This is a genomic window from Streptomyces candidus (assembly GCF_014207445.1).
Lineage (GTDB): Bacteria > Actinomycetota > Actinomycetes > Streptomycetales > Streptomycetaceae > Streptomyces > Streptomyces candidus.
Window position 1 is genome coordinate 319207 of the sequence record NZ_JACHEM010000005.1, and the last position, 26189, is coordinate 345395.

The following is a 26189-nucleotide window of genomic DNA, read 5'->3' on the forward strand; positions in this document are numbered from 1 at the left end:
GGTGACCCTGCCCCAGGGGCACGGAGTGGGATGGCCGCGACCACCACCACGAACCGGTTTCGGAGACTGGACATGAAACGACAAGGCAGTGTCGCTCAGAGCCTGGCCCTCTTGGCGGTCCTCGCCCTGGGCGCCTCGCTGACCACCGTGCCCGCCGCCGCCGAGGAGCCGAAGAAGCCGCGGCTGAAATGGGGTCAATGCCCCGACGACGTCATGGCGGCAGCCGCCCCGTCCGCGCTGCAGTGCGCCACCGTGCCCGTGCCGCTGGACCACGCCGACCCGGAGAGGGAGCAGATCGACCTCACCATCTCCCGGCTGGCCGCCGCCGCCCCGTCCAAGAGGCGCGGCGTCCTCATGCTCAACCCGGGCGGCCCCGGCGGATCCGGGCTGGCACTGTCCGCGCTACTGGTGGCCCGGGGCCTGCCCAGCAGCGTCACCGACCGCTACGACCTCATCGGCATGGACACCCGCGGGATCGGGCACTCCACACCGGTCGGCTGCGGCTTCACCCAGAACGGCCCCTACTACGCCAACATCCCGCCCTACGCGGTCGACGACGCCGCGGTCACCGCACAGGCGGAGATCGCCGAACAGGCGGCCGAGCAGTGCGCGCGCAACGACCGCGGCGGCCGGCTGCGCCACCTCACCACCGCGAACACCGCCCGCGACCTGGACCGGATCCGGGCCGCGCTCGGCGAGGAAAAGACCAGCTACCTGGGCTACTCCTACGGCACGGCACTCGGCGCCGCCTACGCGTCGATGTTCCCCGAGCGCACCGACCGAATCGTGCTCGACAGCAACATCGGAGACACCCACCTCGACCGCGACGGCTTGCGCCGCTACGCGCTCGGCATGGAACAGACTCTGCCGGACTTCGCGAAGTGGGCCGCCCGCCGGCACGACAGCTACGGCCTGGGCCGCACACCCCAACAGGTCCGCGCCTCCCACCTCACCATCGCCGGCACACTCGACAGGGCGCCGGTCGCCGGCATCGACGGCAGCCTCTTCCGGCTCCTGACGTTCGGTCAACTGTTCAAGCGGACGCAGTACCCCAAGCTGGCACAGACCTGGCAGGCGATGCTCCAGAACAACGAGGCGGCGGCCCGCGACCTGCCGACCCCACGGGAGGAAACAGCGGCCGGGGCGCCGTCGCCGACCGACAACGCCCTGACTGTCTTCCTCTCCGTCACCTGCAACGACGTCGACTGGCCCGAGGACGTCCACACCTACCGGCGGGGCGTCGCCGAGGACCGCGCGCGCTACCCGCTGTACGGCGCCGCCACCGCCAACGTCACCCCGTGCGTCTTCTGGCCGTACGCCCCCGCCGAACCACCGGTGAAGGTCGACACCGAAGGCCCGCGCAACGTTCTGCTCCTGCAGAACCGGCGCGACGCGTCGACCCCGCACCGGGGCGGGAAGATGCTGCGCGAGAAATTCGGCGACCGGGCCCGGCTGGTCAGCGTGGACGACAGCGGGCACGGCGTCTACGTCCTGGGCAGCAACTCCTGCGCGCTGAACACCACCACGCGCTACCTCGTCGAGGGCGAGCTGCCCGCGAAGGACGTGTCCTGCCACGCGGACTGACGACCGGAACCTTGGCGGGCCGACCGCCGGAACCCCGGCGGACCGACCGCCGCAACCCCGGCGGACCGACCGCCGGATCCCCGGCGGTGCGCTCGCCGCCCGCAGCCCGTCCGCCGCGCCGTCCGCACGGCGTGCCGGGCTCCTCACCCTGCTACGCCGTCCCGGCCCGGGAACTCACGCTCTTACAGGTCGAGTTGGTACTCGAATGCCGTGTGCACCGGCACATAGCCGAGCGCGTCGTTGATGCGGCGCATGTACGGGTTGTTGTCGGCGGTGTCGGTGCGCAGGCCGTTGAGGTCCGGGTGGCGGTCGTGGGCCTGGCGGATCGAGGCGGCCTTCATCCAGCGGGCGAGGCCGTACCCGCGGTGCTCGGGCAGGACGCCGGTGCTGTAATGCTGGCCCTCACCCCTGCCGTCGCCGGGGACGACCAGTTCGGTGAACCCCGCGATCGAGCCGTCCGACTCGTCGAGGGCAACAACGGTGGTCAGTAGGTCGCCACGCTTCTCGACGGCCGCCGCCGCGGCCCGGACCCGGTCCAGGTCCCAGGTCACTGTGCCGAAGTCGGTGCCGCCCATGGGCATGTCGTCCATGGCACGACGCGACGCGACAAACGTCTCGGCGAGGTCGTCGGGGACCGTGCCCTCCCAGGACGCCAGCCGATAGCCTGGATGCGGCTGGTCTGTGATCTCGGTGAGGGCGGCCATGTCCGCCCCGGCCAACGGCAGTCGGGTGAACGTCAGAGTCAGGACCCTGCGGAAGCCCCGGGCCGACAGGAACAGGTCACCGGGTGAGCCGGCTTCCGCCTGGGTGATGACAGAGCGCCGGCCGTCCTGACGTGCGGCGGCGATGGCCGCGTCCAGGAGCCGGGAGCCGGTACGGTTGCGCCGCTCGGCCGGATGCACGTGGAGCTCCAGAGCGGCGAGGTGGTTCTGCTCGGGCCGGGTGTACAGACGCAGGAACGCTGACCCGACGGGGATTCCGTCGGTGTCGGAGGCCAGCCACGCCAAGCGGTAGCTGGACAGGCTGGTGTCGGGCTCGGTCAGTGCGGTGAGGCGAACGGACAAGGGGACTCCGTCGTAGGGGTCGGCCGGCAGCTTCGTGATGCGTGCCTGCTACCGGAGGCCGGAAACAAACAAGTGGTGCACCGACAAGTGGTGACCGGACAGCGTCGACCGTTGATGAAGGGCCGTCAGCTCACGGACGGCCCTTCATGTGGGCGTCGGCGGGCGAGTCCTGGGCGGACCCTTCGGAGGCGTGCCGCTCGACGGCTCCTTGGGCCACCCGCGGATCATCGACCGTGACGCTGTCATCGTGTGCTTCCCCGGCGTCATCGATCCGGTCGGAATCCTCTCGCGGAGTGCACGGGGCGTTGCTGCTGCGCCAGCCGAAACCAAGAACCTCGTCGTCCGCGTGCGTGCCGAACTCGGCGGCGCGTACCTCCGCGATGTGCTCGTTGCGGCTGATCCGGTCGGTCCACTCCGCGTCGACACTGAACGCCACTTGTGCGAAGCCCACCCGTCCGACGGCCTGGGCCAGACCCGGATCGTCAGGTGCCAGCAGCCGCACCGGCGCGTCGAGCGCCACCGTGCAGGGCGGCACGAAGTACTCCTCCGGCACCACGGTGCGCGCGTGGACGAGTGCGCCGACGGCGACAACCGAGCCGGCTCCCAACCGTGCGCGCTGCAGGACCGTCGCCCCGGTCGCCACGTAGACGCACCTGTCCACCTCGCAGCCGAGCAGCGTGGCGTGCGGCCCCACGAAGACGTGATCGCCGACAAGCACCGGCTGATCGCCGGCGACGGCAGACCCGCGCAGTACCGCGTTCTCGCAGATCACCGCCGCCTCCCCGACCTCGATCCGCGACCCCTCGGCATCGAGCACCGCCCCGTACATCACCCGCGCCCTCGGCCCCACGCGCACATCACCGACGAGCGTGGCCGTCGGGGCGACATAGGCGGTGGGATGGACCTGCGGTGCGTGTCCGCGGTGCCGGATGCGAATTCCCTGCGCTTCCTCGCTCATGTACGGATTCTCGCCCTCCCGGCCGCGGGCGTACTGGCGGATTTCAGACGTCGCCCTCGCCGGACCCGCGCCCCCGCTATCGAAGCACTGTCAGGGCGAACGTTGCTGATACGGCGCTGAGCGCGGCTCTGCCGCGGGGCGGGTGGTCTTGTGCCTGCCGGGCCCTGTTCCCGACACTGCGGTCAGTGGATCCGATCCGGGGGTGGGCATGGCAGCTCGTCGCAAGCGCCGCAGGCGCTCGAAGAGGCAGCGGCAGCAGGTCACGCGCTGGGGTGCGCTGGCCGGCGCGGTCCTGTCGGTGCTCCTGGTGGCGAACTGGAACGCCGTATGGCCCTACCTTGCCGGCGCAGGGGCGCTCGCGCTCCTCGGGGGTGGGGGGTGGTGGCTGTGGCGGGCGCACCGGCGGGAGCGGGCAGGGGATGCGGCCTGGCGGGTGGCGGAGGAGCACAGGGCGCGGGAGCTGTCGATGGCGGCCGTGGACGCGATGTCGTGGCAGGAGTTCGAGACCTACGTCGCGCAGCTGTGCGTGCGCGACGGCTGCACCGAGGTGCTGGTGAGCGGCAGGACAGGTGACCTCGGCGCGGACGTCATCGGCTGCCTCCCCGACGGGAGACGCCTGGTCGTGCAGTGCAAGCACTATGCTCCCGGACGTTCGGTGGGCTCGGGGGACATGCAGAAGTTCGTGGGCACCGCGAGACCGGAGCACCGTGCGGACGTGGCCCTGTACGTGACGACGGGGCGGGCCTTCACCCGCGACGCGCAGGGCCTCGCGCTGCGCAACGACATCGTCGCGATCCACCGCGACCTGCTCGGTTCCTGGGTGAAGGGGGCCACCCTGCAGTCCTTGCTGCCGTTGAACGGTTCCGGCGGAGGCACCGGCCGCCGTCCCCGCAAGCCCTGACTCGCAGCAGGGCGACGGACACAGCGGGGCCGGCCCGAGCGTGTTCCCTGCCTCCACCGCGGCACCGGGATGCCGCGGTAGGGGCATCCCCGTACGCATGCGGTGCGCGCACACTGCCCGTTGGCCGTGTACGCGCGCCTGCGGCTTACGCGGCGGCGGGCGCGGCACACTCGGCCGTACCGGGGGCCCGCGGCGGGCCGCGTAACGGCGGCGACAGCGGGCACACGCACCGGAACCATTGCACGACGACGGGAGCATGATGCCGAATCCGGTCCGTGACGAACACGGTGGCGGCGGCGTGCACAGCCACGACAGCCGTCCTGCGTCCGGCGTACTGATGCTGCTCGGGCTTCTCGCCGTCTGCTTCGCGGTGGCCGGCATCGGAGCCTGGGCATCGGCCGACGCGGGTTCGGTGTACCGATCGCTGGACCGGCCCGACTGGGCGCCGCCGGGGTGGCTCTTCGGTCCGGTGTGGACCGTTCTGTACGCCACGATCGCGGTCGCCGCGTGGCTGGTGCTGCGCCGTCCTGCCGGGTCCGTCCGTCCGGCCATGACGTGGTGGTCCGTCCAACTGGCCCTCAACCTCGCCTGGACCCCGCTCTTCTTCGCGGCCGGCGAGTACGGCCTTGCCTTCCTCGACATCTGCCTCCTGCTGGTGGCTCTCGCGGTCACGATGGTGATGTTCGCGCGGCACCGCAGGAGCGCGGCCCTTCTGCTCGTTCCCTACGCGGCCTGGGTGACGTTCGCCGCCGCGCTGAACCTGTCGATCTGGCTGTCCAACACCTGAAGGCACGCGACAGCGTGGCGGCGGTACGGAGCATGCCGTGGAGCCGCCCGGCCGAGCTCAGGCACCCCTGGTGCGCGGGCGCGGCCCACCGGGGTCCGCGCGCCTGCCGGTCAGCCGGATGCGGGGTGCCGGGGGCGGTCCAGCAGCTTCGCCACCGCCACCGCTGCCGCCGACCGGCGGGCGGTGTGGTGCGGTGGCCGGCCCGGCAGGATCAGGTGGCTGATGGTCATGCGCACCGTGATGTCCGCCGCGTCCTCGATGATCTGTGCTTCCTGCAGGGGGCAGCGCTCGCTCAGCCAGTCCCGCAGCAGAGCCTGACTCGTGTCGAAAACGGGGTCCGCGCGGGCCGTGAGGTAGGGGAGCAGGCTGTCCGAGCCTTCCCGGGCGGCCTCGACGACCGCGCGCAGGAGGGGATGCTCGTCCGTCTGGAGCAAAAGGTGGAGGATGGCGGCTTCGAGAGAGGCCTGCGTGTCGGGCAGGCCCGGGTACAGGATGTCGGCGAGACGGGCGAAGAACTCCTGTGTCTCGCTGGTCACCAGAGCACGGCCGAGGCCGGCGCGACTGCCGAACTCCTTGTACACGGAGGGGCGGGACACGTCGGCCCGCCGACATCCGGGCCGGTGCGTTGCCGGAACGCACGCCGTCACCGACAGTGTGACGATGACCGTGATCCTGCGCCTGACGGGCGTCTACCATGCCGACGGCGGCCTCATCGGCGAACTCTCTTATGCGGCGCGGAAGTTGACCGGCCGCGGCCACTGCGGGCTCTGTGACGTCACGCACCGAGGGGTCCGGGCGAAGCCCGAGTGGAGCGCCTGGGTGGAGTCGCTGCCGGTCCCGTTCGACCTCGTCCACCGCAACGAGCGCAGTGCCGAAGTGCGCGCGGCGAGCGACGCCCTGACGCCGTGCGTCCTGGCCCACACGGACGAGGGGCTGCGGCTCGTCCTCGACCGGACCGCCCTGGACCGTACGGGCGGCGACGTCGACGCATACGCGGCGGCCCTCACCGCGGGCGTGCGCGACGCGGGCCTCGCCTGGCCCACGGCGCCCACCGGACACTGAGCGCCCACCGGACACTGAGAGCCCGCCGGACACCGGGCGCCGGGAACCCGCCGGCCCCGAGCCACCTGCCGGACCCCGAACCCCCTGCCGCGTCACGTCCGTACGGGGCGCACTCCTGCCCGTGGGCACGCGCATGCGTCCCGTACGGTCACCGCGTCCGGCGCACCACCAGCATCCTGCTGGCGTATTCCGCGGGCGGCAGCTCCGCGCTCCACCCGTACGCCGCGAGGGCGGCGCCCGTGCGCTCCGTCCCCGCCGGCAGTGCCCCGCTGTCGTCGTCGACGCGGTACGCCGCCTCCGGAGCCAGTCCGCGCAGCCTCAACCGGGGCACCGCCCCGCGCTGCGGCGGTCCCGCCCGCCACTGGAGGACCACGCACTCGCCGCCGTCGCGTGCCACGTACTGCACGGCGTGGGAGCCGTCCGCCGGGGAGCCCAGCCGGTACAGGTCACCGGTCTGGACCGTGGACCGCACCTCCTTGTAGCGGGCCACGTACGCGGCCGTCTCGGCCAGATCGGCCTCGGTCCAGCGCGTCAGGTCGCCGCCGAGGCCGAGCGCCCCGGCCATCGCACTGTGCAGGCGGAAACGCAGGGGCACCGCCCTGCGGGTGTACGGGTTCGGGCTGTCGGTCACCCAGGCGCCCATCACCTGCGCGGGATAGAGCTGCGAGAAGCCGTACTGGATGCCCAGCCGGTCCACCGCGTCGGTGTTGTCCGAGACCCACGCCTGGTCGCTACGGGCCAGACTCGCCAGGTCGACGCGTCCGCCGCCGCCCGAACAGGTCTCGATCCGCAGGTCCGGCCGTGCCGCGCGCAGCCGGTCCAGGACGCGGTGGGTGCCCAGGGCGTGCTCCACGAAGACCCTGCGCCCGTCGGAGCGGCGACCGGTGGAGCCCGCCTCGGTGAAGGACCGGTTGAAGTCCCACTTGAGGAAGTCCACGTCGAACGCGTCGACCGTGCGCAGCAGCCATGCGAAGGCCCAGTCGGTGACCTCCGGCCGGGAGAAGTCCAGCACCAACTGGTGGCGCAGGGGGTGCGCGGTGCGGTCGGGCAGGTGCAGCACCCAGTCCGGCCGTGCGCGGAACAGATCGCTGTCCGGGTTGACCATTTCCGGCTCCACCCACAGCCCGAAGCGCATGCCGAGCGCATGGACGTGGTCGGACAGCGGACGCAGTCCCTCGGGGAAGGCGGCCGGCCGGGGGTTCCAGTCGCCGAGCCCCGCCCGGTCGCTGTCGCGGTCCCCGAACCAGCCGTCGTCGACGACGAACAGCTCGGCACCGGCCCGTGCGGCCAGAGCGGCCAGTTCCCGCTGCCCCTCGAAGGTGACGTCGAAGGCCGTCGCCTCCCAGGAGTTGTAGAGCACCGGCCGCATCTCCCCGGGCGCGGGCAGCACGTGCTCCCGTACGTACGCGTGGTACGCCCGTGACGCGGCCCCGAACCCGTCGGCCGCGTACAGCCCCGTACTCACCGGGGTCGTCCAGCTCTCGCCCGGCGCGAGGGAGAGCTCCACGCCCTCGTGACCGCTGCCGCCCAGCACGCTGCACCGGCCCTCGGCGGAACGCACCGCCGTCATGCGCCAGCTCCCGGCGGTGGCGAGGGCGACGGTCCACACCTCGCCGCTCTCCTCGGTGGCGTCCCCCGCGTCGAGGGTGAGCCAGGGGTTGCTCTGGTGGCCGGTGTGGCCGCGTCTGCTGGTGAGGGTCGTCTCGCCGACGGCGAGCGGGGTCCGCCGCAGCTGGAACTCGCCCGCCCACTGCCCGTGCACGGAGCTCAGCCGGTAGGCGGGCAGGACGGGCAGGTTCCACTGCGCGGCCGAGTGCCGCAGCAGGGTCAGCGGCCGTTCCGCGGGCGCACCCGTGTGCCGCAGTACGGTGCAGCGCTCGATCACGGGGCAGTCGCGGCGCACCCGGTAGTGCAGGTCCCACCCGAGCGGGCGGTCCGCGTCGCGCAGCCGCACGGACAGCTCCGCGCCCCCGGCGTCCGCACGGATCCCGTAGCCGTCCACGACGGGCTCGGTCGCGCCGGTGCCGTCCGCGTACCGCACCTCCAGGGCGGGCGGGGCGAACCGCACCTGGCCGTCGACGGCCAGTTCCTCCGTGCCGTCGAGCGGACTGTGGAAGCTGCTGCCCCCGGCGTCCGGTTCCGCCGACGCGACGGCGTCCGCCAGGCCGACGGGCGCTCCCCAGTGCAGCAGACGTACCGTGCCGGCGGCCGTGTCGACGCGCAGCACGTAACAGGTGCCGCCGGCGCGCAGGAGCACGGTCCCCGAACGACGGTCGGTCTCGGCGAGCGTCATCGGCGATCCGCTTCCCGGCCCGGTGCGGCCTGCTCCCGCAGGACGACGACTCCGCCCGGCGGGACGCTCGCGCCTCCCGGCAGCGCCGTACCGTCGAGCCGTGTGTGACCTTCGAGGGGCACGGTCGCCTCCTGGTCCGTGTGGTTGACGAGGAAAAGGTACGCGCGGTCGCCGGCGCTGCGGCGCACCGCCTCGACCCCGGCGGGGACGGCCGCCGCCGGGGCTGCCCCCGCCTCCCGGCACACCGCGTCGAGGAGGTCGCGCAGGGACCGCGCGGGCAGGGCCGCCCCGGCGTACCAGGCGGCGCCGGCGCCGTAGGAGTGGCGGGTGGCGGCGGGGCCGCCCCGGGCGGGGCCCCCGTCGGGTCCGTCCGCGAACCGCAGGCGGGCGGTGCAGCCGCGCGCCTCGATGCGCTCGGTCCACAGCCCGGCGCGGGACCCGTCGGACAGCAGCGCCGACTCGCCCTCCCGCAGGGGGAGGTACTCGTCGACGACGAGACCCAGCAGGTCGCGGAAGGCGCCGGGGTGCCCGCCGGTCCGTACCCGGTCGTGGGCGTCGACGGCCCCGCTGAACGGGCCGAACACGGCGTGGCCGCCGCCCCGTACGAAGGTGTGCAGGGCGTCGGCGTCCGAGTCGGACACCAGGTAGAGGCTGGGGGCGACGACGGCCCGGTACGGGGTGAGGTCGGCGTCCGGGGCCACGAGGTCGCAGGTGATGCCGAGGTCCCACAGGGCGCCGTACCAGTCCCTGACCGTGTCCAGGTGGCGCAACCGCTCCGAGGGCCGGGCGTCGAGTTCCAGGGCCCACCAGGCGTGCCAGTCGAAGAGCAGCGCCACGTCCGCCCGCACCCGGGTGCCCCGCACCTCGGCCAGCGAGGCGAGTTCGGCGCCGAGGGCGGTGACCTCGGCCCAGGTACGGGTGTCGGTGCCGCCGTGCGGGAGCATCGCGGAGTGCCATTTCTCCGCGCCCGCCCGCGACTGCCGCCACTGGAAGAACAGGATGCCGTCGGCGCCGCGGGCCAGGTGGGTGAGGCTGTTGCGGCGCATCTCACCGGGCGCCTTGGGCACGTTGACGGGTTGCCAGTTGACCGCGGACGTCGAGTGCTCCATGAGCAGCCAGGGGCGGCCGCCGGCCATGCCGCGGGCGAGGTCGGCGTTGAGAGCCAGGTCGACGTGGTTGCCGGGATCGGCCGCGACGAGGTAGTGGTCGACGGAGACGATGTCGCAGTGCCGGGCGAAGGCGTGTCCGTCGACCTTCTTCTCCAGGGTGCCCAGCAGGTTGGTGGTGAGCGGGATGCCGGGCGCCAGGTCGCGCAGCAGCGCGCTCTCCGCCCGGTGCCGGTCGAGCAGGGCGTCGGAGGAGAAGCGCCGGTAGTCGAGTTCCAGCCCTGGGTTGCGGAAGGCGGTGGTTTCGCGCGGCGGGCCGATCTCCTCCCAGTCGCCGTACCGCTGACCCCAGAAGTCGGTGCCCCAGACGTCGTTGACCCGGTCCAGGGTGGTGTACCGGCGGCGGAGCCAGTCGCGGAAGGCGGCGGCGCTGGTGTCGCAGTAGCAGAGGGCGTTGTGGTTGCCCCACTCGTTGTGCACGTGCCACAGGACCACGGCCGGATGCGTGGCGTACCGCTGCGCCAGCGCGGTGACGACGGCGTCGGCGGCCCGTGCGTAGTCCGGACTGCTGGGGCAGAACGCCTGCCGGCTGCCGTGCGCCAGGCGGGTGCCCGAGGCGTTCTGCGGGAGCGAGGCGGGGTGCGCCCTGGTGAACCAGGGCGGGGGAGCGGCGGTGGGGGTGGCGAGGTCGACCGCGATGCCGTTCTCGTGCAGCAGGTCCAGGACGGTGTCCAGCAGATCCCAGTCGTGGACGCCGGGCCGGGGTTCGAGGCGGGACCAGGAGAACACCCCGAGCGTGACGAGGTTGACGCCCGCCTCGCGCATGAGGCGTACGTCCTGCTGCCAGACCTCGCTCGGCCACTGCTCGGGGTTGTAGTCGCCCCCGTAGGCGATCCCGCCGAGCCGCTCGGCGAGCGCGTCCAGGGGGTCGGCAGGGGTGTCCGCCGAAGCCCGGAAAGGGGAGGTCATGACTTCACCGCCCCGGCGGCCAGGCCCGCGCGCCAGTAGCGCTGGAGCAGAAGGAAGGTGAGCACGATCGGTACGACCGAGACGAGGGCGCCGACCAGGGTCAGCGTCTGGAGCTCGGGCACCCGGCTGGTCTGCGACTGCCAGGTGAACAGCCCCAGGGTGACCGGGTAGAGCCGCTCGTCCTGGAGCATGATCAGCGGCAGCAGGAAGTTGTTCCAGATCACGACGAACTGGAAGAGGAAGACGGTGACCAGGGCCGGCGACATCATCCGCAGCGCGATGGTGCGGAAGATGGTCCACTCGCCCGCGCCGTCGATGCGGGCCGCCTCGATGACCTCCTCGGGTATGGAGGCGGCGGCGAAGATCCGCGCCAGGTAGACGCTGAACGGGCTGACGACGCTGGGCAGGAACACCGACCAGAAGGTGTTGGTGGCGTCGACTTCGGCGAAGAGCAGGAACAGCGGCAGCGCGAGCGCGGTGGCGGGCACCAGCACACCGCCGAGGATCACCGAGAAGACGGCTTCGCGTCCCTTGAACCGGTAGACGGCCAGCGCGTATCCGGCCATGGCGGCGAGCAGCGTGCCGATCGCCGCACCGGCTCCGGCGTAGGCGAGGCTGTTGAGCAGCCAGCGCGCGTACACGCCGTCCTGCTGGGCGAAGAGCGCGCTCAGGTTCTCGCCCAGGTGCCAGTCGGCGAGGAGCAGACCGGGCGTGCTGACGAGGTCGCCCTGGCTCTTGGTGGCGGAGACGAGCAGCCAGTAGACGGGCAGCAGCATGTAGCCGGCGACGAGCGCCATGAACACGAACGCCGGCACGGCCGACAGGCCGGGGCCGCGCCGCGGGCGGCCGGGGACCGGGGCGTGTGCGCCCTCGGTACGGGTGAGGAGGGTCATCCCTGCCTCCTGGCAGTGAAGCGAAGGAACAGGAAGGACAGTGCGAAGGTGGCCACGGCGAGCAGTACCGAGAGCGCGGCGGCCTCGCTGTAGCGGTCGCTCGAGGCGAGTGAGTAGGCGGCCAGGTTGGGGGTGTAGGTACTGGTCACGCTGGTGGAGATGGCCCGGAACACCTGTGGTTCGGTGAACAGTTGGAAGGTGCCGATCAGCGAGAACACGCCGGTCAGTACGAGGGCCGGCCGGATGACCGGCACCTTGATGCGCAGGGCGATCGTCCACGCCCCGGCCCCGTCCACCCGCGCGGCCTCGCTGAGGTCGGCGGGCACCGCCTGCAGGGCCGCGTACATGATCAGCATGTTGTAGCCGGTGTACGTCCAGGTCACGACGTTGCCGATGGAGAACAGGACGGCGCCGGGCCCCAGCAGGTCGACGTCCAGGTGCGCCGAGCGGAGCAGGCCGACGACGGGGGAGAGCTGCGGGTCGTAGAGGAAGGCCCACATCAGTGCGGCCACGACGCCGGGGATGCCGTACGGCACGAAGTAGACCAGGCGGAAGAACCGCTTGAGACGGGCGACCGCCGAGTCGAGCAGGAGCGCGAGTGCCAGCGCGAGGGCGAGCATCACGGGGATCTGCACCAGGCCGAAGAGCGCCACGCGCACCAGGCTGTCCACGAAGAATGGCTCGGAGACGACGTCGGCGTACTGCTCGAACCCGGCGAAGACCGTCTCGGTGCGGCCGAAGGTGCCCCCCGTGCGCTCGGTCCTGTGCAGGCTCTGCCAGAACGCGTAGCCGACCGGCACAAGGGTGAAGAGCACGAAGGGGATGAGGAACGGGGCGAGGAACGCGAACGGTGCGAGCGTGCGGCGGCGGGGTGTCGTCGCCGGGGTGCGGGTGGTCGTCACGGGTGACCTTCGGGTTGGGCCGTACCGGCGGAGCGGGGACGAGGGGGAGACCGGCCGGAGGGTCAGTCCGTCACGTCCAGCGACTGCTTGCGCAGCGATTCCACGCTCTGGGAGGCGGTGGCCTTCAGGACCTCGGCGAGGGTGCTGCCGCCGCCGGTGGCCTTCGCGGTGCCGTCGCTGAGGAAGCGGTAGGTGTCGGTCATCGTCGGGCCCCACGTGAAGTCGGTGTCGACGTTCTGCGACGCCTCGGCGAACACGTCGAAGATCTTCTGCTTGCCGTAGAAGTCGACCGGCTGCTTCAGTGCGGGCAGGTCGGCCCCGGTCCTGGCGGCGGGGTAGAGGCCGCCCTCGCGGTTGAGGATCTCCAGCGCCTTGGCGTCGGTGTTCAGCCACAGGGCGAACTTCGCGGCCTCGGCCGGGTACTTGCTGCCGGTGAGGACCGCGGTGGTGGAGCCGCCCCAGTTGCCCGCCTGCTGCCCGCCCTTCTCCCACTGCGGCATGGGCGCGACGGCCCACTTCCCGGACGTGGACTTCGCGTTGTCGCGGATGGTGCTGTAGCCCCAGGCGGCACTGATCCAGGTGACGACCTCACCGTCGTTCCACGCCTTGTACAGGGCGGGGGAGAAGCCCTGGAGGTCGGTGGCGACGAGCTTGTCGTCGATGAGCTTCTGCCAGTAGTCGGCCACCTTGCGGCTCTCGGGCCGGTCGACGGTCACCTTCCACCTGTCGCCCTCGCGCTCGAACATGGGGGCCTTGTTCTGCCACAGCAGGCCGGTGAACCAGTTGGGGTCGGTCTGCGAGAAGTGGGTGATGTACTGCCCCTTCTTCGCCGCCTGTATCTTCCGGGCGGCGGCCTCGTACTCCTCCCACGTCGTCGGCGCGGCCAGGCCGAGCTTGTCGAAGACGTCCTTGCGGTAGTAGAGCGCCATCGGGCCGGTGTCCTGCGGCACCGCCCACACGCCGTCCTTGCCGCCGGCGCCGAAGTCCACCTGCGACCAGGTCCAGTCGGCGAACTTCGGTGCGGCGTCCGGGATGCCGGCGCACTGGGCGATGTCCTTGAGCCCGCCCTTGAGGCGGAAGCTGGCCAGCGAGTCGTACTCGATCTGGCTGAGGTCGGGGGCCTTGGCGGCCTTCAGCGCGTTGGACAGGTTCTGGTATGTACCGACGTTGCCGGCCGGCGTCGACTTGAGCTTGACCTGCACGTCGGGGTTCTGGCTGTTCCAGAGGTCGACGGCCTTCTGCATGCCGGGAACCCAGGACCAGTAGTCGAGGGTGACCTTGCCCGACGCCGGTTCGCACGCGGCGGACGCCGTCCGGTCGTCCTCGTCCTGCCCGCCGCCGCAGGCGCTCAGCGCCGCGAGGATGAGGACCACGCCCCCGGCGGAGCCGCGTCGGGCGACCGAACCGCGATTGCGAACTGCCATGAGTCTGCTCTCCTTCGAGCCGGGGGGTACGCCTGAGCAGGGCGATGGCGGCTACCTTCACAACAGAGATCAACGAAAGTCAACAGTTCTTCTGTTCTTCATGGCGTGTGCGACCGATTCGTAATGCGTGCAAGTAGGCACCCGATGCGGCGAAAATCCACTCTGAGCTGCACGAACACTCCGCGGGTCAAGCCCTTCCAGTCAACGCCGGAAACAGACGTAATCGATTACGCGTCAGTCCGGGCCGGATGCCACAGCTCGGCACCCGCGGGGAACAGGTACGGCAGGCTGCCCGGCACCCCCCGCGCGCCGCGCAGAGGGACGCCGGGTCACCGCCGGGCGGGCTGGCGGGCTGGTGGCGCGGGGTCACACGGTTTCGCGGCCCGCTTCACACGGTTTCGCGCGGGACGAACTCCGCCTTCACCCGCACGGTCCTGCGCGTCACACGTCCGTCGAGGCGCTCGACGAGGAGCCGCGCCGCGGCCCTCCCCACATCGACGGCCGAGTACCGGACCGTGGTCAGCCGCGGACGCACCAACGACGCGAACGACGCGTCGTCGTGGCCGATCAGCGCGACATCGCCGGGAATACCGACCCCGAGTTCCTCCGCCTTGTCCATCGCACCGATCGCGACGGCGTCGTTCGCACAGAACACGGCGTCCGGCCGGTGCTTCACCCCCATCAGGTGCGCGAAACCCGCGGCGCCGGCCTCCCGGGTGTGCTCGCCCCGCACGACCAGCCGTCCGGGCAACGAGAGACCGAACTGGACGGCCAGGGCCCGCAGCAGCTCCAGCCGGGGATCGCCGCCGGTGGCGTCCCGGGGACCGGCGATCATGGCGATGCGCCGGCGTCCGGCGCCCGTCACCTCCGTCAGCGCCGCACGCATGGCGGCCCGCGCGTCAGGGGTCACCAAGTCTGTCTCGCCGAAGGGCAGATCGGCGCTGACCACCGCCGGGATGCCCGCCTCCGACAGCAGCAGGAAGTCCTTCGCCGTCAGCCGGAACGGCGTGATCACGACGCCCGCGAACCGCTGCTGGACGGCCTCCCGCAGGTACGCCCGCTCCTCGTCCCGGTCCGCCTTCGTGTCGCAGACCATGACGTGCAGACCCAGGGGCCGCAGTTCCTCCCGGAGAGAGGCCGCGAGCTGTGCGTAGAAGGGGTTGGCCAGATCGGGCACCACCAGCGCCACGATGCTCGAACGCCCGGTCCGCAGGCTCCGCGCCGCCGTGTTCACGGTGAAGCCCAGCTCGGCGATGGCCGCCTCCACCGCCTTCCGGGTCCCCCCGGCGACGGCCCGCTTGCCGGAGAGGACGTAGGAGACGGTCGCCGTCGACACTCCGGCCGCCCGGGCGACATCGGCCATGGTGACCCGCACTGCCAACGCGCACGCTCCCTCGGTACGGCTCGCCACCCTACTTCACACCGTGACACCGCAGGTCGTGCGCCCGTTCCGGATCCCCAGCCGCCCGCGCACCGCTCCCGTCCTTCTCCGGTGACTCCGCTCGCGGCACCGCCCCCGCCCGGGGTCGACCGCATGATCCAACGTGCCGCCACCGAGACACCCGGCGTCGTGCCGCCGCCACTGCACGGCGGGCTCTGCTGATGTCGCGGATGGCGGGGATGTCGGCGCCGGTCTCAGCGCGCGTGATCGGGGTCAGGGCAATGGGAGGAAGAGAGGACTGCGGCTGTCCGGAGGAGTCGACCGCTCCCCAGCACGCAGACGAGACAGGGGGCCGGATCGTACGTACCGGGCTTCGGCGAACCGCACCAGCGATACCGTGGTGGCACACGCCAGAGAGAAGCCCAGGAGCCCCGGATGAGCCAGCAGCCGGCACCCGCGCCCGTGCCCGACCGTCAGCCCCTCGATGAGCACGCCGCTGCATCGGCCCGTGCGTACGCGGCCGCGGAGCGCGCCAAGACGGACGTCCTTGCCTCGGTCCTGGAGGACATCGCCGCCAACGGCTACCCCTCGCCCGAGTCCGGCGTGCCGTGGGAGGCCGCCCGTGACGCTCACCTCGCGCGCCTCGCGGACGAGCAGCCCCGTGTCGCCTGAGCACGGGGCGCGCCGTTCGCGCGTCGTCATGGTGGAGCCCGCGCTCACCCAGCTGGCGAAGCTCACCGCGAGCGAGACGCACCGACTGGACCGCGCGATCGTCGCGATCAGCGTCAACCCGGAGCTGGGCACCGAGGTGCCCGGGACCCTGCTGCGCGACTACGTCGACGAGGTCGACGGTGTTCGCGTGATCTTCTATGTGACGGCTCTGCGGACGGTCACGATCGTGGCGTACGTCGAAGCCTGAACATGGCGGCAGCGCCCCGGATCCGATGGCGTCCGGGACGCTGCGGTGTCTACTGCTCGGAGACATGCGTCCCGGGAACTGGGGCGGCGCGGGATCACGGCCCACGCGGTATCGCCGCGCCCCACCGATACGGACATGCTGCGTGCCGGTGCCCCGCCGGAGGCGGTGGCCGGGGTGGCGCACATGACGGCACTGGGAGAGACGGCGCCCGCTGCTTCCCGTCCTCCTGACAGGTCTCTGCCGACGACCGAAGAGGTCCCGAGGATGAGCGATTCGTTCGAGGGGAGCCCCACCGCGAGGGGGCCTCCCGGCACAGAAGATCTACCTGCGGGCGCACTCGGGCACCACCTCGATACGGGCGCGCGCCCCGCCCCGGACGCGCGCACACAGTGGGGGCGCCCCGCCCCGGACGCACTGGCTCAGCGGGATTCGGGGACGAGAACGACCTTCCCCGTCGTGGCCCGCGCCTTCAGGGCAGTGTGCGCCTCGGCGGCCCGCGACAGCGGGAAGGCCTGGAAGGCCGGTACCAGGCTGCCGTCGGCGGCCGCCGCGAGCGCGCGTGCTTCGTCGGCGGAGGCGTCCTGCCCCCGCAGCAGCAGATCCAGCGCGTCGGTGAAACTCACGCCGCGCGCCTTGAGTTCCGTCTCGTCGGGCCGGAACTCCTCCCGCGAGGCCGCGCCTATGCTGAGGTAGCGCCCGCCTTCGGCGAGCAGCCCGAACGCGGCCCGGCCCTTGTCGCCCTCGACGCCGTCCAGGACGACCGTGACACCGCGCCCGCCCAGGGCGTCGCGGACGGTGTCCGTCCAGTCCGCCTCGTTGTAGTCGACGGCAACATCGGCTCCCAGTTCCCGTACGGCCACCGTCTTGGCCGGTCCACCCGCCGCGCCGACGACCGTGGCGCCGAGGCGGTGGGCGTACTGCACCACAAGGCGGCCGATCCCGCCGGCGGCGGAGGTGACCAGGACGAGGTCGTCGGGGGTGAGTTCCGCGATGTCGAGCAGGCCGATCGCGGTGGTGCCGGTCACGACCATGGTGACGGCGGCCTCGTAGCCCAGTCCGGCCGGGATCCGGTGCAGGGAGGCCACGTCGGCGACGGCGAGTTCGGCGTAGCCTCCTGGCATGCCGTGACGGGTCGTCACGCCGGTGCCGATCCAACCCTCGTCCACGTCAGGACCGACCGCGTCGACGACACCGGCCACCTCTCCGCCGAAGACGGCAGGAAGCGCGGGGAGCGGCGGGCCGATGTCCAGCCCCTGTCGCATCGCCGTCTCGATCTGGTGGACCCCCGCGGCGCGCACCGACACCCGGACCTGGCCCGGCCCCGGCACCGGGTCGGGCACGGTCTCGTAGCGGAGGTTCTCGGCGGGTCCGAACTCGTGCAGGACGACGGCTCGCATGACTGTTCCTTCCGGCGTGGCTCCTATGGACAACCCACACTCTGTTTCCTCAACTCCCCTTGAGGTCAAGCACTCCGCGAGTCGCCTGCGACGGCCCCGTTCTCACACAGCTATGAGGTGGGCGATTCCGGCCGTAGAGGCGAGGTGCAGGCATCTGCCGCGGTAGCACGGGGACGGCGGAGCGGACCTGACGGTCGAGGAGTGACGGAACTCGCTGCCCGCGTCGTGCGCATGTCCGCCGTTCCGGCGTCGTGCGCCGAGGCGGGGCGACCGGTAGCTCACCGGCGCGGGCATACCGAGGTCCTCCGCGCGGTGACCGTACTGCCCACGGTGGTGTCCGCGCCGTAGGGCTGCGGTCATGCCCTACGACCCCGCGGGGGGTACCCCCCGTTGCGGCCCGGGTGGTTGCCCCATGTCCGAGTGGCGCGGCCGACGGGCACGATTCGGCCATGACTTTACAGCGAACAAGCATCCGCATTGTGGCTGGTGCGGCGGTTCTCGGCAGTGTGTCCGCCCTGGTGGCTCCGGTCTCGGCGGCGACCGGCTCCCACGGTGAGCGGGTACGAGGTGGGGCCCTGGTCTCCGTCGAGCAAGCGGCCGACCTTACGGCGGAGGAGGTGGCCGAGGAGCTCCGGGAAAAGATCGACTCGTCCCGGGTGCGCTATGGCGTGACCGCCTATCGGGTCACCTACCGCACCACTGACAGCGCGGGCGCGCCCACGACCGCAAGCCAGCTCGTCGTCCTGCCCAAGAACAGGGCGCGCCACCTGTCCACCGTCTCCTGGCTGCACGGCACCACCGTCCACCGCAAGGACGTCGCCTCGGAGAACCCGAAGTCGAACGACCGGCTCGTCGCCCTGCTGCTCGCCTCGACCGGGCGGGCCGTTTCGGCGCCCGACTACGTGGGCCTCGGCTCGGGCGAAGGCTTCCACCCGTACGGTGACCCAGGAGCCACCGTCGCGGCCTCGGTGGACGGCCTGCGCGCGGCCCGGACCTTCGTCCACCGCAGCGGCCGGGAGCTGAAACGCAAGGTGCAGGTCAGCGGGTTCTCGCAGGGCGGCCCCGCGACCATGCTGGTGGGCCGGGCGCTCCAGCAGGAGGGCGCCGACCGCTACTTCAGGCTCGGGGCACTCGCCCCGGTCGGCGGCCCCTACAATCTCTCGGCCTTCGAGGCCGCAGCAGCCGACGACAAGATGGACAAATCCGCCATCTACCTCGCCTACTTCGTCACCGCCTGGAACAAGATGTACGGCCTCTACACCTCGCCCGCCGAAGCCTTCCGCTCCCCCTACGACAGCAGCGTCGAGAGCCTCTTCGACGGTCATCACACCACCGACGAGATCCTCGGCGCGCTCCCGGCTGCCTCCAAGGACCTGTTCACCGAGGACTTCCTGAGCAAGATCCGCAAGCCGGACGGTGTCCTGAAGGACAGGCTGTACCCGATGGACAACACGTGCAACTGGCGACCGAAAGTACCGGTGCAGATCTTCTACGGCGGTGGCGACAAGGACGTCCTCCCCAGCCACTCGGCCTACTGCGCAGCCCAGTTGACGAGCAACGGCGCCGCCCACCGGCTGATCGACGTCGGTGACTACGACCACAACGGATCGGTGCGCAAAGCTCTGCCCCGCATCATCGAGTTCTTCGACGATGCGGCAGGGACCAACTGAAGCACGTCACCGACAGGTCGGGCACCATCCGGCGTCGGGGTTGCCTCGCGCGCCGCGCCGTCCCTCGGTCGGCGCTCCGACCTCCGAGGTAGCGGGGCGACCACCCCCGGCACTCGCAAGCACGTCCCGGAGGGCCTGTGACCCGGTCCCGCACCGTCCGAAGAACGTTGCGGGGTGGGAGCGGTAGCAGAGCAGACTGTTTGTCAGGGAGGACGATCGAGGATCAGCTGCGCCTCGTGCGGGGCCTCGCGGCCCCTGGGCCCGCGAACCAGGCCCGCGTCCTGGGGAATAGTCCGTATGCCCGGGCGCTCCTGTTGCTCAGTTCGCGACAGCCAACGCACGGTCTGCCCGTGTTCTTCGAGGACCGAGGGGCAGCGATGCCCGCCGCCGTGGCGAGTCGGCGAACGTCGGTCGGACGGGGCCGGAGCGTGCCCCTGTCGGCAGCCGCGTACGGGCCCCAGGCACGCCGGCTCGAACTGGTCACGGCAGGCGGGCGTGTGCTCGGCTCCGCCGAGGGCGACGGGCCGCTCGCGGTGTCGCTCGACGTGGAGGTGCGGGAGCCGACCTGGGTGGCGGCCCGCTGTACGGGCGGAGCGCACCCCGACGTGCTGGCCGAGCGGGCGTGGTCGCACACGGGTGCCACGTGGCTGGACGTGGACGGAGCCAGCGTACGGCGCGAGTCCGACCTCGCCTTCTGCCGTCGGTGGCTCGACCTGCTGGCGGACTTCGTGCAGAAGCACGGCCGGTTCCGCGACGCCCAGCAGCGGATCGACCTGCTCGCCGCTGTCGACGCAGCCCGTCCCTTCTACGCGGCGGGTTTGGGGGTGCGGGCGAGGTGACCGCCGTGCCTCACGCCCGGGATCTCAGCACGTCGACCTCACAGCCCGGCGCGAACGGGTCGAAGCCGTGCGCGACCAGCCAGCGAACTGACAGCAGGCTTCGCAACGACCACCAGGCATGGATCACGTCGAGGTCGATGTCGGTGCCGTAGCCCGCGAGGACGTCGGCGAGGTGCTCCTCGTGTCCGAGCGTGAAGGTGGCGAGGTCGTACAGAGCATCACCCCGGCCCGCCTCGGACCAGTCGATGATGCCGGTCACCTCGTCGCCGTCGACGAAGACGTGCGCAATCTGCAGATCGCCGTGCGTGAACGCCGGAGTCCACGGCCGGAGCGCGGCCTCGGCGACCCGGCGGTTGCGGGTCACCAGGTCGGCGGGCAGGAGACCGTTCGTCCCGAGCAACTCGCATTCGGCGTCGAGCTTCGCCGCCAGCGCAGCAGTGCTCTGGCCGGCCCGGCCCGGCAGGGGCGGCAGCGGTGCTTCGTGCAGCTTCCGGATGGCGGCGCCCGCAGCGGCCCACGCCGCCGACGAGCCGGTCGACGGTCCGCCGAGGCGCCCGAGCGTCGTTCCCTCAAGTGCGGCGAGCGCCAGCACGGGCGGTCTGCGCCACAGGACCTTGGGGGTCGGGACCGGCGCGAGGGACATCACTTCGACCTCGACGTCCATACGCGCCTGATCGGCGTCCACCTTAAGGAACACGTCGCCGACGCGCAGGGTCGCGCGTTCGGAGTGGGCGACCACGACTTCGACCTCATCCATGGGCGATCACTATCCCGGGAAGTGAGCGACGAAGTCGCCTGTTTTATCGGGTGCGATGACGCAGCCGACCGCGTCCCGCCACCTGACAGCGCGTGCGCGACACCGACCCTTGACGAGATCAAGCCGCGAGGTCCGGGGCACACAGGGACTTCCCGGTGACCGCCGCGGCCACCGGGCCTCCCTTCCTCCGGCGGCCCACCGCCACTTCTGGTCGGGCGGGGCTCACTTGATGTCCGTGTCGCCCAGGGCCTCCAGCACCTGGCGCAGCCCGTCTCCGTGATCAGGGGCAACCTGGGCTACCGCCTCGGCGGCGCGTTCGGCCCCGCCCTCGCGGCCCTGCTCGTCCTCAACACCTGACCACTGCGTACCCGCTCCCCGGCCACCCGACGCAGGCACTCACGGCGCGGGCGAGGGCGGCTCGTCGGGAGGACGAGCGACTCGACCGACGTCGTCGGCGTGACCACGCTCGGTCAGTACCGAGCGCGAGGAGGGCATCCCCGCCAGGTACAGGACGGCGACCATACCGGGACGGCAGGCACGGCCGACCTCGCGCTGGCCGGGACGTGTGAGGGCGGCAAAGACGTCTGCACCGGCGCCACCCCGTCTCGTACGAGAGGCGACCGGGGGGCATGCTCGTCGGCGATCCGGGCCGGCCGGACCATCCAGCCCGAGTCGGCCGTCCGGGCAAGCATGCCGTGCCGCAGTGCGTACGCTGCGAGCGTCCGGCCGTTTTCCAGGAGGAGCCGCGAATGACTGAGAACCCCTCTGTACCCGGTCCGCGCGAGGACCTGGCCCTGCACAACGACTGGTTCTTCTCGGGATGGGAACATGTCGTGCCCCGCCAGGGGTTCGCACTGACCATGCTGATCGGGACCGCGAGCCAGCACGGCTGCACCGGCTCGCTGGACGACCTGCTTCAAGAGATCTGCGGGGGCCACTGGGACATGATCGGTGGCGATCTCGACGGTGCTCTCACGTTCTTCTGGCCCGATGGGGAGTGGGACTACGAGGACGAGCCGGAAGGCCGAGAGGCATGCGAGGCGCGTCGTTGGGAGCAGTTCGGCGCCATGCTGACGGCCGCAGGCTTCCCGGTACCCAAAACGGTGCGGGACCTGTCCGAGCTCTACCTGACGTGGGGCCTGGCCGGCCGCGAGGAGACGCCGGAGGGCACCCGGTGGACGATGCCCGCCGTACTACCGCTGCCCGGCGACCTGTTGGCCCTGGACCCCGAGCTGACCAAACGGCTCGACAGGAACCGCTGGACGATGCGCACCGGCCCGCTCGTCAACACCCTCGTCAACCACCTGGTCGACGATCTGGGTGAACCGCAGGAGATCCTCACCTCCCTGGACCGACTGGCGACGGCCACCGGCCAGGACGCCGACAACGTCCGCCTCGCCCTCGCGGAGTTCGCGCAGTCCGGGGACGCCCAGGTGTACCGCGGCCGCGAGTTGGCCGACGCGGAACGCCTGGAGGCACACCAGCGCTTCCGCCTGGTCATGGACTGGGAGCACTTCCACGCGACCCGGATCCGGCTGGGCATCGGGGGCGACGACGCGTGACGCGGAGGGCGTTGGACCTCTGCGCGCCCTCGGCCCGGCCGGCCTGGATCGCAAAGGACCGTCGGCGGAGACATGGGAGGTGTCCGCCCTCCTGCGCCCGTCGGCGCGGCGAAGACCTCCTCCCGGGTGGGGACCGCCTGCGAATGCAACGACGTAGCGAACCACCCCAGATCCTCGCGGACCTGCCGGTTCAGCCGGTTCCACCGGAGACGGTCTGCCCGGTGCCGGCACCCGCCCCGGTGCCGATGGCAGCGGGACGCGAAGGGGCACGTGTCAGCTCGCGGAGGGTGCGGCCGAGCAGTTCCGCACCTTCCGCGACAGCGCCGGACGGGCCCGCCGCGTAACCGAGGACCAGGCCGGGGCGGCCGGGGAGCTGGCGATGCCAGGAGAGGGGCTGGCACTTCACCCCGCGGGCGAGCGCGGCGGCGGCCAGCTCGGTGTCGGGGACCTCCTGCGGGTAGGTCACCGTCAGGTGCAGGCCTGCCGCGGCTCCGTGCACGACCGCGCCCGGCAGATGGGCGGCCAGCGCGTCGATCATCGCGTCGCGTCGGCGCACATGCCGGCCCCGCAGCAGCCGCAGATGCCGTTCCAGTCGGCCGGACTCCATCAGCCGGGCGAGCACCAGCTGAGGCAGCAGGGCGTTGCCGAGGTCGGTGAACCGTTTGGCGTCGGTCAGTTCCTTGCGATAGCGGGGCGGCGGCACCATCCAGCCGATGCGCAGTGCCGGGGCGAGCAGTTTGGACACGCTGCCCAGGTAGCACACCCGGTCGGCGAACACCGAGTGGAGCGCGGGCACCGGCGGCCGGTCGTAACGGTGTTCGGCGTCGTAGTCGTCCTCCACGATCAGCCCGCCGTCCGACGCCCAGCGCAGCAGCTCGCGCCGCCGTTCGCCGCTGGTCACCGCCCCGGTGGGGAACTGGTGGGCGGGGGTGACCAGGACGGCGGATGCGCCGGTGGCGCGCAGCGCGTCGACGCGCAGGCCGTCCTCGTCGACCGGAACCGGCGGGGTGGTGAAACCTCCGTTGAGGAGGTGCTGGCGGGTGCCGAGCGATCCGGGATCCTCGACCGCGACACTGTCGACGCCGTGCGCCCGCAGGACCGGATGCAGGAGCGTGAGCGCCTGAGCCGTGCCGGCGACGATCAGTATGTCGTCCGGTCCGACCCGGATGTCGCGGCTGCGCGCCAGCCAGTCGGCGACGGCGCGGCGCAGGCGAGGTGCTCCCCGTGGGTCTCCGTACCCGAGGTCCTCGGCGGAGAGCTCGGCGAGTACGTCCCGTTCGGCGCGCAGCCAGGCGGCGCGGGGAAAGGCCGAGAGGTCGGGCGCCCGGGGGTGAGGTCGATGCGGGCGGCGGCGGCCCGCAGCGCGTCGAAGGCATCCGGCCCCGGTTCCCCCGTGAACACGGAGCACGGAGCGGCGGTGCCGAAGTGCTGGTTCTGGCCCCGAGGCAGCCCGGGGACGGACGGCGGCGGTGACGGCGCGGGCGGAACGGCGACCACCGTCGTGCCGCCGCGCCGACGGCCCTCGACGTGGCCGTCCTCGGTGAGCCTGCGGTAGGCCTCCGTGATCACGCCGCGGGAGACGCCCAGTTCGGCGGCGAGGACGCGGGTGGCCCCACGGGTCAATACGGCGTCGGTTCCCGGCGGTGTGCGGCCCCTTTCCGTCCCCATCCTCCCCGTGGCCCACCAAAGGGGTGGGGAACGTGAGGCCGGCAGCGATCGTCAGCAAGCGACGGGGCATCGGCGGGAGTGCACAGCGCCCTGAGCGGTGCGGGAGCTGTCGCCGGCCGCCCGTAGGGCGAGTTGGGCAGTCCGGGGGATCCGGGGAACCCCTTTGGCCTCGCCGGCCGGGACCGCCGGGGCAGCAGCACTCTGATCAGCACCGGAAGGCTCCTGGCCCTGGCGTGAACAGCACGGCCCTCAAGGACGACGGTGTGGGGACGCCGGGACGGGGTATGCCCCGCCCCGGGGACACGGGGCGGGGCAACGGGGGGCAGTGATGAGACGTGGGAACGTGGACAAGGGCTGTCTGGGGCTCGGACTGGTCTTCCTTCCCTTCGGCCTGGGGCTCGGGTACGTGCTGGTGGTGGGGGCCTGGCGGTTCGGGCGTTTCCTCTGGACCACGGGCGGGCCACGGCTCGCCGAGGGCGATCCGAAGGCGTGGACCGCCCTCGGTATGGTCCTCTTCTTCGTCGCGGTGGTGGTCTTCATCCATCGGGACGCAGGTCGAAACGGCGGTCCGAACCCCCGGCCCGGCCGGGCGGTCCACCGGGGAGAGGACTGGTACTGGCAGCCCGATCCCATCGAGTATCCGCCACATCCGAAGGATAATCCCGGGCGCCCGCCCTCTCCATGACCCGCCAGCGCGTCCCGGGGCCTCATGGCGCGAGGCGGCGAGGCGGCGAGGCGGCGAGGAGGGGGGAGCTACAGGTGAATGCCGTGAGGTGGAGCGGGCCCGGCGCCCGCGCTGTGCGGCGCCGGGGAGGGTGCGCGGCTCTGGTGGTCGTTCTCGCCCTTCTGGGCGCGGGGACGCTCCCGGCCGCGTCGACCGCGGCCGTGCACGAGCAGAGCGGGCAGGTGTTGCAGCGCGACGTGGACGCGATCCGCTCCGCCGGCGTCACCGGAGTGCAGGCAGAGGTACGCACCCCGCGCGGCCAGTGGTCCGCCCGCAGCGGAGTGGCCGACCTGGGGACCGGCCGACCCGTGCCCAAGGGCGGGTACTTCCGGATGGGCAGCAACACCAAGACGTTCGTCGCCACGGTGGTGTTGCAACTGGCCGGGCAGCGGCGGCTGTCCCTGGACGACACTGTCCACACATGGCTGCCCGGCGTGGTGCGGGGCAACGGGAACAACGGCGCCCGGATCACTCTGCGGCAGCTGCTCCAACACACCAGCGGCCTGTACGACTACGCCAACGACCTGCCGGTCCTCAATTCCGCCCAGGGGTACCGCCGCCACTGGAACGACGACATCCCGCCGGAACGGCTGGTGGCGATGGCGATGCGACACGGGCCGGGTGACGGGAGCTGGTCGTACTCCAACACCAACTACGTCCTGCTCGGCATGATCATCAATAGGGTGACCGGCCGTGACTGGGCCACGGAGGTGACCGACCGTATTCTGCGGCCGCTACGCCTGACGCACACCTTCGCACCCCACACCCTCGCGCCCCGGCGGCGAGCAGACCTGCCGAGTCCGCACGCCTCCGGCTACGAGCAGTTCACCGAGGGCGGACCGCTGATCGACACCACCAGGCTCAACCACAGCTGGGCCGGCCCAGCCGCTGAACTGATCACCACCACCGAGGACCTGACCCGTTTCTGGCAGGCGCTCATGGGCGGCCGACTGCTGCGGCCCACGCAAATGGCGGAGATGACGACCACCGTGGACACGCGTCTCGGCGGACGGTACGGCCTGGGCATCGTCCGGCTCCCCCTGCCCTGTGGAGGGTGGTACTGGACGCACCCGGGCAGCGTCCCCGGCTACGCCACCCGCGTCGGCGTCACCGGAGACGGCCGGCGGGTCATCGTGCTGTCCCTGTCCTCCCGGGTGAGGGCCTGGGAGCCGGTGGAGAAGGCCACCGATACGGCGATCCGGAACACCCTGTGCGGACAGGGCCACTCCAGGACGCCGCTGTTTCCGGCCGGAGCACCTCGCCGGGAATGACCACGGCCCTGACGTCCGGCGCCGCGTACCGGGGCGACGCGGGGCTCGGTGCGCGTGG

At 71.9% G+C, this 26189-nt stretch carries 22 protein-coding genes and 1 pseudogene; 11 read left to right on the forward strand and 12 right to left on the reverse strand.

The window, feature by feature from the left end; translation table 11 throughout:
- Positions 1-72: 72 nt before the first annotated feature.
- Positions 73-1584 carry an alpha/beta hydrolase gene (locus HNQ79_RS12310; protein WP_185029945.1) on the forward strand — a complete coding sequence of 504 codons (1512 nt, stop codon included), beginning with the start codon at positions 73-75 and terminating at the stop codon, positions 1582-1584.
- Between the two features lie 182 nt (positions 1585-1766).
- On the opposite strand, the gene HNQ79_RS12315 is transcribed toward HNQ79_RS12310, so the two are convergent.
- Both HNQ79_RS12315 and HNQ79_RS12320 read right to left on the reverse strand, forming a co-directional pair.
- Positions 1767-2648, reverse strand: coding sequence for a GNAT family N-acetyltransferase (locus HNQ79_RS12315; RefSeq protein WP_185029947.1), 882 nt, complete (start codon positions 2646-2648; stop codon positions 1767-1769).
- Between the two features lie 130 nt (positions 2649-2778).
- Positions 2779-3606 (reverse strand): gamma carbonic anhydrase family protein, encoded by an 828-nt coding sequence (locus HNQ79_RS12320; protein ID WP_229923400.1) that lies wholly within the window; start codon positions 3604-3606, stop codon positions 2779-2781.
- A gap of 208 nt (positions 3607-3814) precedes the next feature.
- Here HNQ79_RS12320 and HNQ79_RS12325 point away from each other — a divergent pair, with 208 nt between their 5' ends.
- On the forward strand, positions 3815-4507 hold the full coding sequence (locus HNQ79_RS12325; protein WP_185029949.1) for a restriction endonuclease: 693 nt from the start codon (positions 3815-3817) through the stop codon (positions 4505-4507).
- Positions 4508-4763: 256 nt separating this feature from the next.
- Positions 4764-5294: a TspO/MBR family protein gene (locus HNQ79_RS12330; protein WP_229923401.1), complete on the forward strand. Its 531-nt coding sequence runs from the start codon at positions 4764-4766 to the stop codon at positions 5292-5294.
- Between the two features lie 110 nt (positions 5295-5404).
- Here the strand turns inward: HNQ79_RS12330 and HNQ79_RS12335 are convergent, their stop codons facing one another.
- Positions 5405-5890 (reverse strand): TetR/AcrR family transcriptional regulator, encoded by a 486-nt coding sequence (locus HNQ79_RS12335; RefSeq protein ID WP_185029951.1) that lies wholly within the window; start codon positions 5888-5890, stop codon positions 5405-5407.
- Between the two features lie 64 nt (positions 5891-5954).
- Here HNQ79_RS12335 and HNQ79_RS12340 point away from each other — a divergent pair, with 64 nt between their 5' ends.
- A complete protein-coding gene (locus HNQ79_RS12340; protein WP_185029953.1) occupies positions 5955-6356 on the forward strand; it encodes a hypothetical protein in 402 nt (133 codons plus the stop codon).
- A 148-nt stretch (positions 6357-6504) separates the two neighbouring features.
- Here the strand turns inward: HNQ79_RS12340 and HNQ79_RS12345 are convergent, their stop codons facing one another.
- The 6 genes from HNQ79_RS12345 to HNQ79_RS12370 form a co-directional block, all read right to left on the reverse strand.
- The gene (locus tag HNQ79_RS12345) at positions 6505-8649 is read right to left on the reverse strand and encodes an alpha-galactosidase (protein ID WP_185029955.1); all 2145 of its coding nucleotides are present in this window, start codon (positions 8647-8649) and stop codon (positions 6505-6507) included.
- A complete protein-coding gene (locus HNQ79_RS12350; protein WP_185029957.1) occupies positions 8646-10724 on the reverse strand; it encodes a beta-galactosidase in 2079 nt (692 codons plus the stop codon). The genes HNQ79_RS12345 and HNQ79_RS12350 overlap by 4 nt, the downstream gene beginning before the upstream one ends.
- Complete coding sequence (locus HNQ79_RS12355; RefSeq protein ID WP_185029959.1) at positions 10721-11617, reverse strand: carbohydrate ABC transporter permease; 897 nt, start codon at positions 11615-11617, stop codon at positions 10721-10723. Before HNQ79_RS12355 ends, HNQ79_RS12350 begins: the two co-directional genes overlap by 4 nt.
- Complete coding sequence (locus HNQ79_RS12360) at positions 11614-12519, reverse strand: carbohydrate ABC transporter permease (RefSeq protein WP_185029961.1); 906 nt, start codon at positions 12517-12519, stop codon at positions 11614-11616. The genes HNQ79_RS12355 and HNQ79_RS12360 overlap by 4 nt, the downstream gene beginning before the upstream one ends.
- Before the next feature lie 62 nt (positions 12520-12581).
- Positions 12582-13943: an ABC transporter substrate-binding protein gene (locus tag HNQ79_RS12365; RefSeq protein ID WP_185029963.1), complete on the reverse strand. Its 1362-nt coding sequence runs from the start codon at positions 13941-13943 to the stop codon at positions 12582-12584.
- 388 nt (positions 13944-14331) lie between these two features.
- On the reverse strand, positions 14332-15318 hold the full coding sequence (locus HNQ79_RS12370) for a LacI family DNA-binding transcriptional regulator (RefSeq protein WP_229923430.1): 987 nt from the start codon (positions 15316-15318) through the stop codon (positions 14332-14334).
- Positions 15319-15759: 441 nt separating this feature from the next.
- Between HNQ79_RS12370 and HNQ79_RS12375 the strand changes: the two genes are divergently transcribed.
- Together HNQ79_RS12375 and HNQ79_RS12380 are read left to right on the forward strand one after the other, a co-directional pair.
- Positions 15760-15996, forward strand: coding sequence for a hypothetical protein (locus HNQ79_RS12375; protein WP_185029965.1), 237 nt, complete (start codon positions 15760-15762; stop codon positions 15994-15996).
- Positions 15986-16243: a hypothetical protein gene (locus HNQ79_RS12380; RefSeq protein WP_185029967.1), complete on the forward strand. Its 258-nt coding sequence runs from the start codon at positions 15986-15988 to the stop codon at positions 16241-16243. Before HNQ79_RS12375 ends, HNQ79_RS12380 begins: the two co-directional genes overlap by 11 nt.
- Before the next feature lie 419 nt (positions 16244-16662).
- Here the strand turns inward: HNQ79_RS12380 and HNQ79_RS12385 are convergent, their stop codons facing one another.
- Positions 16663-17640 carry a zinc-binding dehydrogenase gene (locus HNQ79_RS12385; RefSeq protein ID WP_185029969.1) on the reverse strand — a complete coding sequence of 326 codons (978 nt, stop codon included), beginning with the start codon at positions 17638-17640 and terminating at the stop codon, positions 16663-16665.
- A gap of 449 nt (positions 17641-18089) precedes the next feature.
- On the opposite strand from HNQ79_RS12385, the gene HNQ79_RS12390 reads away from it, so the two are divergent.
- Positions 18090-19310, forward strand: a complete 1221-nt coding sequence (locus HNQ79_RS12390; protein WP_185029971.1) for a lipase family protein — start codon at positions 18090-18092, stop codon at positions 19308-19310.
- A gap of 428 nt (positions 19311-19738) precedes the next feature.
- Entirely contained in the window at positions 19739-20149 is a 411-nt protein-coding gene (locus HNQ79_RS12395) for a hypothetical protein (protein WP_185029973.1), read from the forward strand.
- A 10-nt stretch (positions 20150-20159) separates the two neighbouring features.
- Here HNQ79_RS12395 and HNQ79_RS12400 read toward each other — a convergent pair whose 3' ends face one another.
- A complete protein-coding gene (locus HNQ79_RS12400; protein WP_185029975.1) occupies positions 20160-20906 on the reverse strand; it encodes a phosphotransferase family protein in 747 nt (248 codons plus the stop codon).
- Positions 20907-21655: 749 nt separating this feature from the next.
- Here HNQ79_RS12400 and HNQ79_RS12405 point away from each other — a divergent pair.
- A complete protein-coding gene (locus tag HNQ79_RS12405; RefSeq protein ID WP_185029976.1) occupies positions 21656-22468 on the forward strand; it encodes a DUF6042 family protein in 813 nt (270 codons plus the stop codon).
- Between the two features lie 190 nt (positions 22469-22658).
- Here the strand turns inward: HNQ79_RS12405 and pdxR are convergent.
- Positions 22659-24136, reverse strand: a pseudogene (pdxR, locus tag HNQ79_RS12410) (MocR-like pyridoxine biosynthesis transcription factor PdxR).
- Positions 24137-24464: 328 nt separating this feature from the next.
- On the opposite strand from pdxR, the gene HNQ79_RS12415 reads away from it, so the two are divergent.
- Both HNQ79_RS12415 and HNQ79_RS12420 read left to right on the forward strand, forming a co-directional pair.
- Positions 24465-24821: a hypothetical protein gene (locus tag HNQ79_RS12415; RefSeq protein WP_185029978.1), complete on the forward strand. Its 357-nt coding sequence runs from the start codon at positions 24465-24467 to the stop codon at positions 24819-24821.
- A gap of 143 nt (positions 24822-24964) precedes the next feature.
- Positions 24965-26131, forward strand: coding sequence for a serine hydrolase domain-containing protein (locus tag HNQ79_RS12420; protein ID WP_185029980.1), 1167 nt, complete (start codon positions 24965-24967; stop codon positions 26129-26131).
- Positions 26132-26189: the final 58 nt, after the last annotated feature.

What these genes read in the sequence shown, in the direction of transcription:
- HNQ79_RS12310 (WP_185029945.1), top strand. Translation starts at nt 73, where the DNA reads ATGAAACGACAAGGCAGTGTCGCTCAGAGCCTGGCCCTCTTGGCGGTC.
- HNQ79_RS12320 (WP_229923400.1), bottom strand. Translation starts at nt 3,606, where the DNA reads ATGAGCGAGGAAGCGCAGGGAATTCGCATCCGGCACCGCGGACACGCA.
- HNQ79_RS12325 (WP_185029949.1), top strand. Translation starts at nt 3,815, where the DNA reads ATGGCAGCTCGTCGCAAGCGCCGCAGGCGCTCGAAGAGGCAGCGGCAG.
- HNQ79_RS12330 (WP_229923401.1), top strand. Translation starts at nt 4,764, where the DNA reads ATGATGCCGAATCCGGTCCGTGACGAACACGGTGGCGGCGGCGTGCAC.
- HNQ79_RS12340 (WP_185029953.1), top strand. Translation starts at nt 5,955, where the DNA reads ATGACCGTGATCCTGCGCCTGACGGGCGTCTACCATGCCGACGGCGGC.
- HNQ79_RS12345 (WP_185029955.1), bottom strand. Translation starts at nt 8,649, where the DNA reads ATGACGCTCGCCGAGACCGACCGTCGTTCGGGGACCGTGCTCCTGCGC.
- HNQ79_RS12350 (WP_185029957.1), bottom strand. Translation starts at nt 10,724, where the DNA reads ATGACCTCCCCTTTCCGGGCTTCGGCGGACACCCCTGCCGACCCCCTG.
- HNQ79_RS12355 (WP_185029959.1), bottom strand. Translation starts at nt 11,617, where the DNA reads ATGACCCTCCTCACCCGTACCGAGGGCGCACACGCCCCGGTCCCCGGC.
- HNQ79_RS12365 (WP_185029963.1), bottom strand. Translation starts at nt 13,943, where the DNA reads ATGGCAGTTCGCAATCGCGGTTCGGTCGCCCGACGCGGCTCCGCCGGG.
- HNQ79_RS12375 (WP_185029965.1), top strand. Translation starts at nt 15,760, where the DNA reads ATGAGCCAGCAGCCGGCACCCGCGCCCGTGCCCGACCGTCAGCCCCTC.
- HNQ79_RS12385 (WP_185029969.1), bottom strand. Translation starts at nt 17,640, where the DNA reads ATGCGAGCCGTCGTCCTGCACGAGTTCGGACCCGCCGAGAACCTCCGC.
- HNQ79_RS12390 (WP_185029971.1), top strand. Translation starts at nt 18,090, where the DNA reads ATGACTTTACAGCGAACAAGCATCCGCATTGTGGCTGGTGCGGCGGTT.
- HNQ79_RS12400 (WP_185029975.1), bottom strand. Translation starts at nt 20,906, where the DNA reads ATGGATGAGGTCGAAGTCGTGGTCGCCCACTCCGAACGCGCGACCCTG.
- HNQ79_RS12405 (WP_185029976.1), top strand. Translation starts at nt 21,656, where the DNA reads ATGACTGAGAACCCCTCTGTACCCGGTCCGCGCGAGGACCTGGCCCTG.
- HNQ79_RS12415 (WP_185029978.1), top strand. Translation starts at nt 24,465, where the DNA reads ATGAGACGTGGGAACGTGGACAAGGGCTGTCTGGGGCTCGGACTGGTC.